Source organism: Bradyrhizobium ottawaense (genome assembly GCF_900099825.1).
Classification (GTDB): Bacteria; Pseudomonadota; Alphaproteobacteria; order Rhizobiales; family Xanthobacteraceae; genus Bradyrhizobium; species Bradyrhizobium ottawaense_A.
This window is the reverse complement of sequence record NZ_LT629693.1, coordinates 7,726,722-7,740,561: the sequence shown is the minus strand read 5'-3', so window position 1 is coordinate 7,740,561 and position 13,840 is coordinate 7,726,722. Positions and strand designations below refer to the sequence as shown.

16 protein-coding genes and 1 pseudogene are annotated in these 13,840 nt (G+C 61.0%); 15 read left to right on the top strand and 2 right to left on the bottom strand.

Features of this window, described 5'->3' with window-relative positions:
- Nucleotides 1-254 precede the first annotated feature (254 nt).
- Nucleotides 255-647, top strand: a complete 393-nt coding sequence (locus BLR13_RS36630) for a DUF2721 domain-containing protein (RefSeq protein WP_074830011.1) — start codon at nt 255-257, stop codon at nt 645-647.
- A gap of 81 nt (nt 648-728) precedes the next feature.
- On the opposite strand, the gene BLR13_RS36625 is transcribed toward BLR13_RS36630, so the two are convergent.
- Nucleotides 729-1,037: a hypothetical protein gene (locus BLR13_RS36625; RefSeq protein WP_171945025.1), complete on the bottom strand. Its 309-nt coding sequence runs from the start codon at nt 1,035-1,037 to the stop codon at nt 729-731.
- Nucleotides 1,038-1,315: 278 nt separating this feature from the next.
- Between BLR13_RS36625 and BLR13_RS36620 the strand changes: the two genes are divergently transcribed.
- The 9 genes and pseudogenes from BLR13_RS36620 (at nt 1,316) to BLR13_RS36585 (ending at nt 10,207) form a co-directional block, all read left to right on the top strand.
- On the top strand, nt 1,316-3,190 hold the full coding sequence (locus BLR13_RS36620; RefSeq protein WP_171945026.1) for an ABC transporter ATP-binding protein: 1,875 nt from the start codon (nt 1,316-1,318) through the stop codon (nt 3,188-3,190).
- A 134-nt stretch (nt 3,191-3,324) separates the two neighbouring features.
- A complete protein-coding gene (locus BLR13_RS36615; protein WP_197679505.1) occupies nt 3,325-4,242 on the top strand; it encodes a phospholipase D-like domain-containing protein in 918 nt (305 codons plus the stop codon).
- 210 nt (nt 4,243-4,452) lie between these two features.
- Nucleotides 4,453-4,845, top strand: a pseudogene (locus BLR13_RS42785) (PAS domain-containing protein); the annotation flags it as partial.
- Entirely contained in the window at nt 4,825-6,051 is a 1,227-nt protein-coding gene (locus tag BLR13_RS36610; RefSeq protein ID WP_433994293.1) for an ATP-binding protein, read from the top strand. The pseudogene BLR13_RS42785 and the gene BLR13_RS36610, both read left to right, overlap by 21 nt.
- A gap of 517 nt (nt 6,052-6,568) precedes the next feature.
- Nucleotides 6,569-7,117, top strand: coding sequence for a CAP domain-containing protein (locus BLR13_RS36605; RefSeq protein ID WP_074830018.1), 549 nt, complete (start codon nt 6,569-6,571; stop codon nt 7,115-7,117).
- A gap of 208 nt (nt 7,118-7,325) precedes the next feature.
- Nucleotides 7,326-8,552, top strand: coding sequence for a hypothetical protein (locus BLR13_RS36600; protein ID WP_143039832.1), 1,227 nt, complete (start codon nt 7,326-7,328; stop codon nt 8,550-8,552).
- 61 nt (nt 8,553-8,613) lie between these two features.
- Complete coding sequence (locus BLR13_RS36595) at nt 8,614-9,411, top strand: substrate-binding domain-containing protein (protein ID WP_074830020.1); 798 nt, start codon at nt 8,614-8,616, stop codon at nt 9,409-9,411.
- Between the two features lie 130 nt (nt 9,412-9,541).
- Entirely contained in the window at nt 9,542-9,793 is a 252-nt protein-coding gene (locus BLR13_RS36590) for a hypothetical protein (protein ID WP_143039833.1), read from the top strand.
- A gap of 156 nt (nt 9,794-9,949) precedes the next feature.
- Nucleotides 9,950-10,207 carry a hypothetical protein gene (locus BLR13_RS36585; protein ID WP_074830023.1) on the top strand — a complete coding sequence of 86 codons (258 nt, stop codon included), beginning with the start codon at nt 9,950-9,952 and terminating at the stop codon, nt 10,205-10,207.
- A gap of 178 nt (nt 10,208-10,385) precedes the next feature.
- Here BLR13_RS36585 and BLR13_RS36580 read toward each other — a convergent pair whose 3' ends face one another.
- On the bottom strand, nt 10,386-10,799 hold the full coding sequence (locus tag BLR13_RS36580) for a hypothetical protein (RefSeq protein ID WP_074830025.1): 414 nt from the start codon (nt 10,797-10,799) through the stop codon (nt 10,386-10,388).
- Nucleotides 10,800-10,947: 148 nt separating this feature from the next.
- Between BLR13_RS36580 and BLR13_RS36575 the strand changes: the two genes are divergently transcribed.
- From BLR13_RS36575 to BLR13_RS36555, 5 genes are all read left to right on the top strand, one after another.
- The gene (locus tag BLR13_RS36575; RefSeq protein ID WP_074830027.1) at nt 10,948-11,205 is read left to right on the top strand and encodes a hypothetical protein; all 258 of its coding nucleotides are present in this window, start codon (nt 10,948-10,950) and stop codon (nt 11,203-11,205) included.
- A gap of 130 nt (nt 11,206-11,335) precedes the next feature.
- The gene (locus BLR13_RS36570) at nt 11,336-11,974 is read left to right on the top strand and encodes a hypothetical protein (RefSeq protein WP_074830030.1); all 639 of its coding nucleotides are present in this window, start codon (nt 11,336-11,338) and stop codon (nt 11,972-11,974) included.
- A gap of 117 nt (nt 11,975-12,091) precedes the next feature.
- Entirely contained in the window at nt 12,092-12,691 is a 600-nt protein-coding gene (locus BLR13_RS36565) for a formyltransferase family protein (RefSeq protein ID WP_074830031.1), read from the top strand.
- 195 nt (nt 12,692-12,886) lie between these two features.
- On the top strand, nt 12,887-13,240 hold the full coding sequence (locus BLR13_RS36560; RefSeq protein ID WP_074830034.1) for a hypothetical protein: 354 nt from the start codon (nt 12,887-12,889) through the stop codon (nt 13,238-13,240).
- Nucleotides 13,185-13,733 carry a hypothetical protein gene (locus BLR13_RS36555; protein ID WP_074830035.1) on the top strand — a complete coding sequence of 183 codons (549 nt, stop codon included), beginning with the start codon at nt 13,185-13,187 and terminating at the stop codon, nt 13,731-13,733. The genes BLR13_RS36560 and BLR13_RS36555 overlap by 56 nt, the downstream gene beginning before the upstream one ends.
- Nucleotides 13,734-13,840 lie beyond the last annotated feature (107 nt).

The following is a 13,840-nucleotide window of genomic DNA, read 5'->3' as shown; positions in this document are numbered from 1 at the left end:
TGCAAAATGGTTGGTTTTTGCATAGTCGCCCGCTGCAATTCCGAGAAAATGCCATCGGCGTCCAATGGACCAAATTTGGCGCCCCCATACCGGCCGCAAAGGGACCATTCTCCATGATCATGCGCCTCTACTGGTCGAAAGAAGCCGCAACGGATGGCAAGTGGAAGCAGCCGCCGCTGCAGCGGGTGACCTAGGCTGGACCCAATGTTTCCCGATACGCCGTCAGTCAGTCAGTCAGTCAGCTATCGCATGTCATTTCGCAGGCGGCTGCGCCCGCGTTCCTTCTCGGCGCACTGGCGGCCTTCATTGCAGTCCTGATTTCCCGTCTGAATCGCATCGTTGACAGGACGATTGTCCTCAACGGGATCCCCGACGACGACACCGTTAGAAGCCGGCTAAAGGCCGATCTCCCACGTTTGATGCGGCGCGCAGAGATGCTGAACCGTGCAATCTTCTGGGCCGTGATCGGCAGTATTTCGGGGACCCTACTTGTCGTCATCGCATTCGCAAGCGCGCTGCTCCAGATTCAACATGAGCGCGGGGTGGCCATCCTATTCATGGTTGCCCTCGGCGCCTTCACAGTATCGCTTGTTGATTTTGCCCGAGAGGTGCGAATCGCACTGAGCGAGTTCGATCATTACGCCTGACGCAGTGACGTTCTTCGTAAAGCGCATTACCTGGAGGCAGCCAGCCCCGATCGCCTGAGTGAAAAATCCGGACCGGAGCAGCTACCGAGCCCACTGCCCCATTTGGAGGCAGGTCTGCAGACTGACGTAGCTCGGCGTGCCGCCGATACTCTCTTGCGAGGTACAGCTTGCCCGGCTTGCTGCCGGGAATTTCGACCATTGACCCGAGAGCTGTTGCTTTGCTTTCCGTTCGTCTCTGATGCAGGTCTCCCCGGACTGATCGACAGCGAGGCCGGCGGTGGCAGCCATGTCCAGCTTGCAGCTCCGCGCGATATCGAACTTCGGCACACCGTCGGCGACCGGCATAACCAGTTGCGAGCTCAGAACAATCATTGAAATCGAGATGGGCATCTCCTGGATCCTCATTCGTGTTTTGGCTCAACGGCCACGACGAGACCGGTTTCGCCAATCATGTCTATCGAGGCATGGCGTCGTCTATGCAAAATCCGACCACAGGACGACGACACCCACGATATCGAAATGGAGGCTCGGAGTCCCATCAGATCGGAATTTGATTTCGCTCATTCGAATAATTTGGCCTCCGCGACCGGCCGATTTTGCATAGCGGGCGACGTAACACCATGGAATTTTGGCTGAACCAGAAGGCCGCCATAACCAGGTGATCAGCAATGCCGCCTCCGAAATCCATCGCCGGGACCGCCGTTTCGGTGGCCGAGGCAGCCCACGCTCAGCCGGCGAAGAGCGGGCGGTTGAGCCGCCTGGTTCTTGACCTCCTCCGGCCATACCGTGGCTGGCTTATCATTGTTTTCATCGCAATGCTGGTCGAGATCGCCATGAGCCTCGCGGCACCGTGGCCACTCAAGCTTGTGCTCGACGACGCCCTCGGACACCACAAGCTTCCGGACTGGCTCGCGTGGGCGCACGACTACGGTTTTGGACGTCATACACTCGGTGTTGCCCTGTTCGCAGGAGTCGCGACCCTGTTTATTGCCGTCTTCGGAGCGATCGCCACCTATATCGACAATTACTACACCACCAGCGTCGGGCAATGGGTAGCAAACGACTTGCGTATTCGCATTTACGAGCACTTGCACCGCCTTTCGCTGCGCTACTACGACAACGTCAAGACGGGCGCGCTGATGTCCACTATCACCAGCGACGTTGCTACGATTCAAAGCTTTGCGTCGTCATCTACACTCGACATCGTCGTTGACCTGATCACCATCGTCTTCATGGTCGGGCTGATGTTCTGGCTCGATTGGGATTTCACCCTGATCGCCGTCGGTTTCACCCCCTTCCTGGTGGTGTTTCTTTTTCATTTCAAGAAAGCGGTGAAGGAAGTCACGCGGACCGTCCGTGCGCGACAGAGTGACATCGTCGCGGTTGTCCAGGAGGGACTCGGTTCTGTTCGGGCAGTCAAGGCATTTGGAAGGCAGGATCTCGAAGTCGCCCATTTGGAGGCCGCGAGCCATGCGACCGTTGAAGCCGTACTCAAGGCGCGACAGGTGAAATCGCTGCTGTCACCGATGGTCAATATTGTGGTGGCGATCTGTACAGGGATTGTGCTCTGGAAGGGCACTTCCCTGATCGTTGCGGGAACGATGACAGCCGGAGCGCTGACTGTGTATCTGGCGTACTTGTCGAAGTTTTTCAAACCGGTCAAAGACCTTGCAAGCATGACGAGCGCAATCGCACAGACGACGGTGGCCCTGGAACGTATCCAAACCATCTTGTCCGCCGATGACATCATCCAGGAGCGCGCCGATGCCACAGACCCCGGCCGCCTCAAGGGCGCCATCACCTTCGACCATGTCGCCTTCGGCTACGGTGACGATATCCCGGTATTGCGCAACGTTTCGTTCAGTATCGAGCCCGGCCAAGTCGTGGGCATTGTCGGCCCAACGGGTTCCGGCAAGTCGACGGTGTTGAGCCTCGTTCCCCGATTTTACAATCCCACCAGCGGACGAGTGCTGATCGACGGTAAAGACATATCCACCTACAAGCTCGCGTCGCTGCGTTCCCAGGTCGGTTTCGTGCTGCAGGAAACGGTGCTATTTCGCGGAACCATTCGCGAAAACATTGCTTATGGACGCCCCGGAGCTACGGACGAGGAGGTCATCGCTGCCGCGAAAATTGCCAACGCGGACGAGTTCATCAGTCGCATGCCGCACGGCTACGACTCCGCTGTCGGCGAGCGCGGCGACACCCTTTCGGGCGGCCAGCGACAGCGCATCGGCATAGCGCGTGCAGTCATTCGGAACAGTCCAATCATGATCCTCGACGAGCCCACGGCAGCGCTCGATACAGAATCCGAGCGTCTGGTCATTGAGGGTTTGGAACGTCTGATGGAGGGCCGTACGGTCATCATGATTGCGCATCGCCTCAGCACCATCGTCGACGCCGACAAGATCATCGTCCTGAAGGACGGCGTCGTGGCAGAAGAGGGCTCAAATGACGAACTAATTGCACGCGGGGGCGTCTACGCCGAGTTGCACCGTGTCCAGTATGAACCAGCCGTCGCAAGACTGACCAGCGCAGCATAGGCACGGATCGGCCAGCCGCATTACATCATTTGAGGAGCTTCAAGCCATGGCGCATAGGTTAATCGTCCTCCCGGATGACACCGCCAAATCAATACTTGGTTATCGATGCGGCTCTGCATTCACTCAACATTCGAATGTTTCTGTTCACCGATCCGACCCTGCTGAGCGCCGTGATCGCTGCGAAACGCCGCGGCGTCAACGTCCGTGTCATGCTGAACCCAGCTCGACGCGACGGGAAAAGCGAAAACGAAAAGTCTCGCAGACTGCTGCTCAAGGCTGGCGTCAAAGTCCGGAACAGCAGCGAAGCTTTTGCGCTGACGCATCAGAAGTCGATGGTGATCGACGATACATTGGGCTTTGTAGAATCCCTCAATTGGGAGACGCGAGACCTCACGGAAACCCGTGATTATGCCGTCGTAACGACGAGCAAGCGCGAAGTTGCCGAGATGATAGCGTGCTTCAACGCTGACTGGTCGCGAAAGCCGTTCAAACCCGATCCCAAATCACGCCTCATCTGGTGTCCTAACGACGGCCGCGAGCGTATTGCGGCTTTTATCGATGGGGCCAAGAAAAGCCTCTGGATTCAGAACGAACGCTATCAGGACACGGTAATTGTCGAGCGGCTGGTTCAAGCCCTGAATCGTGGCGTTCGCGTCCGAATCATGGCGCGCCCCGCGCACAAGCTGAAGAAGAACAAACTGGTTGAAGCGGTCGGCGGTCTTCGTATCATGCACGACGTAGGCGCGAAGGTTCATAAACTCAAGGATCTCAAGCTGCACGGCAAGATGCTGCTCGCAGATGAGAGGCGCGCGATTGTAGGATCGATCAACCTCACACCGGGGAGTTTCGATGCAAGACGAGAACTGGCTGTCGAGACCGACGCCAAGCATGTGGTGAAACGGCTCGTCAAGACATCGCGCCGTGATTGGAAGAATTCCAAAAAGCTCGATTTGTCTGACGAAGGAATTTTAGCCGATTTCAAAAAACACGGCACCCGGGGAGCGGAGACGCTCGCCATCGGCACCAAATCGACGAAGCACAACACCAGATAACCGAATAGGACGCCAATCACGTGTTCCATGGCGCGCTCCGCGTGGAGCGCAAATTACGCACAGTCCGGCGTGGCAAGGGCTCTCGGCCCAGCGAGGACCGTTCTAGCATAGCCGCGAGCGCTTATTTTTGGTAGATTTTGGCGGCCGGCGCGCAGAGGCAGGGGACGCCCGTTGACAAACGGTCTGAATCGCGACGCTACCACGGTGCAAATGTCACCGGTTTTTGGCGTGCCGCTTCCTCAGCAACCGGCCCTGCAACTGATCTATGACACCGCGCCCATCGGCCTTGCCTTCCTTTCACCCGACTGCCGCTATCTGCAGATCAACCAGCGCCTCACGGAGATATGCGGCATCTCGGTGGAAGATCACCTTGGTCGGTCCGTTCGGGAGTGCGTCCCCGCTTTGGCTGACGCAGTCCAGGGGATCGTCGATTCGATCATGAATACCGGTGACCCGGTTATTGGCGTCGAGGTCGCGGGCCAGCGCGCCGACCAGACCGACGAACGTTCTTGGGTCACCTACTGGCACCCCCTGCGCAATTCGGTCGGCGAAATCGTTGGCGTGAACGTCGCGGCGGAAGAAATCACCGAGCGCAAACGCGCAGAAGCCGCGCTGAAAGCAAGTGAACGCCAATTCCATACGCTGGCGGATTCAATTCCTCAGCTGGTATGGATGGCCGACGCTGGCGGCAAGATCTTCTGGTTCAACAATCATTGGCGCCAGTATACGGGCACGGATTCTCAGGACTGGCAGGCTGCCCTGGCACCTGGCCCCTTCCATGGCGCACGCGAGCGCTGGGCGCTGGCTCTGCAAACCGGTACACCCTTCGAACTCGAGGTGTCCTTGCGCGGAGCGGACGGCCAGTATCGCCCATTCTTGACGCGCGCCGTTCCCCTGCGAGATGCAGCTTCTGCCGTCTATCGCTGGATCGGCACTCACATCGATATCAGCGAGCGCAAGCGCGGCGAGCAGGAGCTACGCAACGCCAGGGACGCGGCCGAAGCTGCCCTGCACAATCTCAAAGAGACCCAAAATTCCCTCATCGAAGCCGAAAAGCTCGCTGCGCTGGGGCGGCTGGTGGCGGGAGTGGCCCATGAGATAAACAATCCCGTCGGGACAAGCCTGACAGTCGCCTCGTCGCTAGAGCACAAGACAGCGATGGTCGCTGTGGAGCTGGCAAACGGCACCCTCAAGCGATCGACCTTAAACGACTTCCTTGAGGTCAGCCGCGAGGCATCTTCGCAATTGGTCGCAAACCTCAATCGCGCTGCGAACCTGATCCAGTCATTCAAACAAGTCGCCACCGACCAAAGCTATTCAAATCAGCGCGTGTTCGATCTTGGAGAGTTGACCGAACAGATCGTCACGAGCTTGAGGCCGGGTCTTGGAAAGCAAAATTTGGCACTCACCATTGAATGCCAACCCGACCTGGCCATGAACAGTTATCCGGGCCCGTATGGCCAGGTGCTGACCAATCTTTTCCTCAATGCGCTCGCACATGCGTTTCCTAACGGCAAGAACGGAACCATCGACATCAAGGTCGTCCAGGCCGCTGGTGACGACAATGTTGATGTCCTTTTTTCCGACGATGGTTGCGGAATGAGCCTCGACGTCAGGCGGAAAGCCTTCGATCCGTTCTTCACGACGCGCCGCGAACAAGGCAATACCGGCCTTGGCCTGCATATCATTCATACCATTGTCACGAACTGCTTGGGCGGCACGCTCACGCTGGAAAGCGAACCTGGCAAAGGAACGAAAATTCACTTGGTTTTGCCGCGCGTCGCTCCTGCGAGTTCTGCGGCAAGTTGAGCCGGTGAAATCGACGTCCAATCGAGCCGTGCAGTCCAAGACCGAGCCAGTGTCGCTGATTTGCCTTTTGTCGCGAGACCGAAAGCCGTAAGTCACCACCCCGCTGGGCAGCTTCCTGACCACGCATCCCCTCACCTCTTCATCGACAATTAGGTCGCCGGGAGTCAGAGCGTCGATCCGGCGTTTCGTAATTTTGACCAGCATGTTCCCGTCTGCGCCCGGGGTTCGTGCACCCGCTGTGCACCCAACTAACGGCAAACGGGGTGCACCTACAGGAACGAATGGCCATTAATCCGGAATCCGGCAAACGTAACGCATTGAGGCGGCGAAACTGAGTTGCTATGCTCCAATCAGGGGCAATACGCTTGTTCCGGTCTCAGTGACCCAAGCTCCAGTTGCAATTAGCTTGTCGCCGCATTCACGCTAACCGTCATCGCCTTCGGTCGTTGACTTCAATTCTTCAATCGCATCGAACAAATTCACCGTGATAAAGACCAGAAGCAATTTGCGAAGGCCAATGCAGGTCACGACGAAGCTCCTGCTTTGGCTGGGGCTGGCGTTCTGTCTCTCCGATCCCGCGCTAGCGCAAGCTCACGCCGACCCGGCGGCGTTGATTTCCGATTTTCGGGTTCAGCATCAGGAAGGACGCGTTAAACCCGACGCCACGCTGAAGCGGATCGCGCAGGACCAGGCCAATGCCATGGCTTCCAAAGGCGTGATGGACCATGACGTACTCGGATCTTTCAGTTCGCGCGTGGCGCCGGCCAATGCCGGACGGGCTGCCGAGAATATCGCGTACGGCTACGACAGTTTTCCAAAAACCCTGGATCAGTGGATCAACTCCTCGGGCCATCGCAAGAATCTCTTGATGCATGATGCGGCGCGGGTCGGTGTCGCCAGTGCGAAGAGCAGCTCTGACGGACGCACCTACTGGGCGATGGTGATCGCCGGCGGCTACGAGAAGCCGAAGGCTGCCGGCGCGAAGGCAGTACCCGGCGCGGCGAAACCAAAAGCCCGAGCAGCGCCACAAGCCTGCAGATTGAAGCTCCTGAGCATCTGCCTGTAGACGCGCTGAACACCTGCGGTCCGAACAACAAGCGTCACGAACAGAAAGCGAACAGCACTCAAAAACCTCTGGAAATGGCGGATTCACCGGCGCGGCAGCCCATGTCCACCTTCCGCAGGTGTTGCACACCACCGGCGCGACCCGTTACCTTCTCCCGCGTGATGCTTCGGCCACGTACTCCGGCCCGATTGGAGACGGTGATCTGATCATGAACCCGCGGTTGGCAGCGATGGCAGTGCTGGGCCGCGAGGTCGCGATACCGGCTTTGGTGTTTGCGTGGATCGGCACGTCCGGTTTTGCGGCCATCGACAACACCCGCGCCGCGCCCGTCGTTGAACGCCTCGCGCCATCGCTTGCCGCGGACGCCAAGTTTACGGACAAGCTTACCGATACCAAGGCCGCTGACAGCAAGACCACCGAAACCAAACTTGCCGACACCAAACTCACCGACGGACCGACAAAGCTCGCATCCGCCACGCCAAATTTTCCGCCGCCTTCCGACCTGTCGCTCGCCAGCATTCCGGCGACGGCGGCTGTGCCCCCCGAGGCGACGCCTGCGCCGGCTTCGCATGAACCGGAACCGATCGTGACGGCCTCGTTGGGCGACCCGCCGGAGATGCTGCGGCCTGAAACACCACCGGAGCCGGCAGCCAGTGCTGACGCCGTGAATCCTCGCGTTGCGAGCCTGGAGACCGGCGACGTCAATCAGGTTACCCCGGCCAGTCAGGGCACCGGCTCGATCGAAGTGTTCGATGAATGTTTTGCCGTCGATGTCTGCGTCGACCGTTACCTGTGGACGCTCTATCAGCGCACGCCCAAGGAAGACACAGTCAAGGTCGAGGAACAGCGACAGGTGACCCTGAAGAGGAAAGGCAGAACGATAACGGTGACGCGGACCTTCACGACACGCGCCGATCAGGATTTTGCGTGGAAGGATCCCAAGGCCGCCGAGAAGGCCGGGATGTCGATGGCGGACTACGTGATCGGCGGCATGGACCGGGATTTCAAGCTAAAACTGTTTCACATGCTTCACGTCGCCGAGGAGATCGGCATGTCGCCCGGCATCACCAGCGCCTTCCGCGACGACTATCGCCAATCGATTGCATCGGGCCTCAAGGCTGCCAGCAACCGGTCCTATCACGGCGGCAGCCTGCGCGGCGGTTATGGCCACGGGCTTGCGGCTGACGTCGTGAGCATCAATGGCGCCACGCGGGCGCAGCGTCTGACTTCCTCGCAAGCCTTCTGGAAATGGATCGATACCCACGGCAAGGATTTTGGCATCGGACGGCCCTACCTCGATCACGATCCGCCGCATGTCGGCCCGATCGACGGCAAGGAATACGCCGACAAGCGCGGAGCGAAGGCGCGACAAGCGGAATCGGCCGCGAAGCCAGGCCACCGGGCCGGGAAGCGCGTCAGAACCGCGCGATCATAGCAGGCGCGATCGGACCAAAGCCGGGAATGCGCTCGTTCCATCAGCGCGCCAGGAGAATCCTGTGAAGCCGCTTTCGCTCGCCCGATGGCTGACCGCGTTGGGCGTGACCGCCCTGCTAACGGTAACCCCCGCCTCCGCCGCCGACATCCACGTCATGATCTCGGCCGGCTTCCACGGCGTCTATTCCGAACTCGCGCCTGCGTTCGAGCGCGCCAGCGGCCACCATCTGGTGACGACGCGCGGCCCGTCGATGGGCGACTCTCCGGAATCGATTCCGAGCCGGCTTTCGCGCGGCGAGGCTGCCGACGTCGTGATTCTCGATGGCGGCGCCGCGGACGAACTCGGCAGCCGCGGATTGGTGCGCGCTTACTCGAAGACCGAGCTGGCGCGCTCGCTGATCGGGATGGTGGTGCAGGCCGGCACCGCCAAGCCCGACATCGGCAACGTCGAGGCGCTCAAGCGCACGCTGCTGGCGGCCAAGTCGATAGCCTATTCGGACAGCGGCAGCGGCACCTATCTGTCGACCAGGCTGTTCGCCCAGCTCGGCATTGCCCAGGAGATCGCCGGCAAGAGCCGAAAGATATGCGGCCCGCCATCGGGCGAGCCGGTGGCCGCGGTGGTGGCGCGCGGCGAGGCCGAGATCGGCTTCCAGCAGGTGGCCGAATTGATTCACGTCCCCGGAATTAGCTTCGTCGGCACGCTGCCGGCCGAGGTGCAGCCGGTGTTTTCCTTCGCGGGCGTTCTCACCCAGACCGTGCAGCAACCCGAGGCCGCGAGCGCCCTGCTCCGCTTCCTCGCGTCGCCGGAGGCCGTGCCTGTGATCGCGAAGGGCGGGCTGATGCCGATCGCGGGACGATAGTTAATCGAATAGCGGCGCGAGCTCGTCACCATCAGGTGATCGCGTTTTGATCGCGAGTGATCGGTTTGAAACTGGTGTGCAGCGCAGCGCGTACCTATCTCGCAAAAGCGAAGAACCGCAGGAAGCCAACGTGACATCCAACGACCATCAGCCATCCATCTCCCTATTGCCCGCCGCGATCGCCGCGGTGCTGGCGGCGATCGGCGTGGCCGGGATGATCTTCGTGTTCGTTTCGGCGGAACAGGTCTCCGATGGCCAGGTCGGGATGAAGTCTGCGGATGCGGTCTACCGTGCCGGCGCGACCATTACCCCGACGTCGCCGAATGCAGCACGCCCGTCGAGGTCGATCAGGGTCGCCGACGAGGTCCGCAAGGATCTCTGAGCGCATCGTTGGCGTTGACCTCGCGCTGCGCGTCGCCGGGGCCGCCTTTCGAATAGGCACGAAGCCTCGCAGTCCGGCCGTGACGAATGGCCGTTTGGACCTATAATGCGCGTCAGGGGTTGTTCCGAAGCTGAGCCGACACGATGCGGGGTCCCCATGCCGAAAAAGGGAATTACCGGCCACGACGAATGGGTTGTCACGGAAGCGCTGGCGACGGCGCTGGTCGCCCTCGAACAGCTCGAGCCGACCCAGCAATCCCAGCAGCAGATGGACGACATCCGGAAAATACTGGCCGCGAAATGCCAGCCTGGAACCTTCAACCTGCATCTGGCCCAGGCCAAGTGCCGGCTGTTTCCGAACGGGGACCGTGGCGACATCTACCGCGAATACGGATTTGAAGACCGCGAGGTCTAACTTCCCACTTTAAGAGAACAGCCGAGCGCTGGTCGCCCTGGGGTAGGTGAAGACGCCGCACCCGGCTGTTCGACCGCGCGGCGGAGCGGTCGCTTTGATAGAAACACCAGAGGCTTAAAGAAGCGTCTTCATGACATGCGCGAGGTAGCTGCAGTCATGTCGGAGCCCGCGCCGGCGCTCAGCAGCCCCGGCAAATCCCCGTAAAGCTACTGGTCTGCGCCCGCCCGCGGTGACGGACGGGCTTTCGGGGCTCGATGTTTCGGGCGCTGAACCGCGGCGACTCGCTCGCATAGGACGGCGTCACGACGCGCGACCGCGAAACCGATGGCGGCGACGAAGTGACCGCGCCGTAGGACGTCGGCGGCGCCGGCGCATTGGTGCCGAGTGGCGCCATTCTGCCGGCATTGCCGATCCCGCTGGGATCGGAAAGCACGCTTGGATTGGCGGGCCCGAACGGTACGCCCGAGATCGCCGAACTGCCGGCGCCGGCCGAACCGGCCGGTGGAACCAACTGCGCGAAGGTGGGCGCGAGCGGACCGGCGAACGCCAGCGCGATGGCGATGACGCCGGCAAGCGTCGAGGTGCGGGACATCCGGGGTTCTCCGTGGGCTCAGTATGGAATGATGATGTAGGGCTTGCGTTCCCGTAACTGAAGCCGGTCTCCGTCATTTAACGGTGTAGGCGTCGCTGCGGGAATCAGACCTACTCGACGCAGCACCACGCTTTGGGATTTTGGCGGCATGAACCAGCCCGAGATCTTCGACCGCGATATCCGTGATCGCGATATCAGAGCCCTGCAGGAATGGCTGCGTACCGCCTGGCGACAGCTCGGCGATCCCTCCCTCACCGCCTTTAGCCGCCGCGAACTGCGCAACCAGATGAAGCAGTGCAGCGCCGACCTGAAAGCGCATCTCGAGCGACTCGAGGCGCAGCAGACGCCGCCGGCGCGGGACTCCAACCGGGTCTTTACCAGACCCGAGCTGCGCATTCTGGCCTGACGCCATTCCGATCTGATCCCTCTTACGCTGGCGGCGCCTTGCGCTGGCGGCGCCTTGCACGCTGGTGGGCGCGGCAGCGCCGACCTATGGTCGAACCAGGCGGGCGGCGCGGGATTTTGGGAAACTGGCGATGACGAGAATGAGCGTTTATCTGGTGATGTTGGCTGCGATGCTCGGTTCAGCCGCATCGGCCGAAGGGCCGCCGCCCACCGCGTTCAAGGTAATCTCGCCGATCTTCGGCCAGCTCGTCACCTTCTCGATGCCACAGGCCTTTGTCGTGGTCGGCGAGAACATCAACGGGCCGAGCTATATCCGCGAGGCGGTGCTGAAAGGCGAGACGGCGAACCGCTGGACCCAGATGATCACGGTGACCGGCGCCAAGGGTCTGGTCGCCAATGCCAACGTAACGCCGGAGACCTTTGCCGCTTCGATCGCCGGCGGCTTCAAGTCCGCCTGCCCTGACACATTTGTCGCCAAGGGAGTGGGTCCGGTCAAATTCGGCGATCAGGACGGCTATGTCGCGCTGGCAAGCTGCGGCAGCGTCGTCTCGGCGCCCGACAAGCACAGCGAAACCGCGCTGGTCGTCGCCGTCAAAGGCAGCGCCGATTACTACACGCTGCAATGGGCCGAACGCACGCCCACCTCGGGCAGGCCCGTCATCGACGAGGCCAAGTGGCTGGAGCGGCTACGCCAGCTGCAGCCGATCCGGCTCTGTCCGATTGTGCCCGGCGAGGCCCCGCCCTACCCGAGCTGCGTCAACAAGAGCTAGCCCCACCTGCCCGTTGACCCGTCCTGTTGATAACCCGGCGGCCCCCGGCCCCGCGGCGGGACAGGCGGCCGTGGTGTGCTATCGGCATATCGGCCTGACTAACGACGGAAAGAACACATGCGGATCACGCTCGTCGGTTCCCGCCACTTCGGCGTGACGACCTTCAACATGTTGCGCCAGCACGGGGTCGATATCGTGCGCGTCGTCGTTCACGACGGTGAAGACCGGCTGGCGGCTGCGGCCAAGACCGCCGGCATCGAGGCCGTGGTGCAGGCGAACCCGAAATTCGTGGCCGCCACCGAAATCGCGCCCGATACCGATTTGATCGTCACCGCCCACAGCCATGCCCGCGTTACACGGGAAGCGCTGGCGGCCGCGAGACTCGGCGGCATCGGCTACCACCCCTCGCTGCTGCCGCGCCACCGCGGCCTTGCCGCGGTCGAGTGGACCATCAAGGAAGGCGATTCGATCGCCGGCGGCACCGTCTATCACCTCGCCGACCGCATGGACGCCGGCGCGATCGCCGCCCAGGAGTGGGTCTTCGTCAAGAAGGGCGAGACCGCGCGGGAACTGTGGGAACGGGCGCTGGCGCCGCTTGGCTACAAGCTGCTTGGCGACGTCATCGACTATGCCAAGACCCATAAAAACCTGCCAGCCAAGCCCCAGGACGAGCAATTTGCTACCAAAGCGCCGGCCCTGGCCCTCGCCAAGCACTAAATGGCACCGAATCGCCGAATTCCGGCCCCGAATCGGGCCGAACGGGGTTAATTTCCCTGTTCCAGGGCCGGAACCAAATTCACCTTGATGTGTTTGAATCCACAGGAACTTTCCGCGTTGCTGCGACGCACCAAAGTTTGGACACATTGTGCCCGGATAAGGCGTCCCATCACACACATTTCAAGGAATTGATCCATGCGCCCCAATCGCATTCGCGACCTGTTTTTTGCTTCAATCGCTGCCACCACCGTTATCGTTGCGGCCGCCCCCGTTTCCGCCCAGCAGCCCTATGACGGCCTTTGGCAGGTGACTGTCGTGACCAAAAGCGGAAGTTGCGATGCGCACACCACTTCAACCGTGAACGTCAGCGACGGCAAGATCTCGGGCGGCCCGGTTTCCGGCACTGTCGGCAGTGGGGGACTTGTGCGAGTCTCGATCAATGGTGCATATGCGAACGGTCAACTCAGTGGCAATTCCGGATCGGGGAAGTGGAATGGTGCATCATCTGGCGTACCGTGCAGCGGTCGATGGGAAGCATCCCGTCAGTAAGAAAAACCGGTCAACGGGACTGATCGCCCAAACGCGGCGGCTGACATTCGCAGCCGTCGCTTTTTTTATGGTGTCGGCGTCGGCGAGCTACGCCCAGTCGGGTCCATTCGCGGGTCTCGCCGGCAATTGGTCCGGCGGCGGCACCGTCACCCTCGATGACGGTTCGCGCGAACGCATTCGTTGCCGGGCGTCCTATCAGGTCGCGGGCACCAGGATGACCATGGCCCTCACCTGCGCCAGCGACGCCTACAAGTTCAACCTGGCCGCCAATGTCGTCGACGAGGGCGGCGCGGTCTCGGGCAACTGGAGCGAATCCGGCCGCAACGTGAGCGGCGTTCTGCAGGGCCGCGGCGGCGGCGGCAATTTCCAGATTGTCGCGGCGACGGCGGGTTTCAATTCCAATATTTCGCTGCGGACCGCAGGCAACAAGCAGATCGTCACGATGCGGGCCGACAGCCAGTTCAGGGGCGCGGATATTACGCTGTCGAAATAGCCTGCCATCGTTTCAAGCAGTAACCTCTCTGGAATACCGGATCGCCCGCTCAATTCCCAAAGCGGGCGATGACCGTTTTGGATATGGCGTGAGCCTGCCGTCAAACT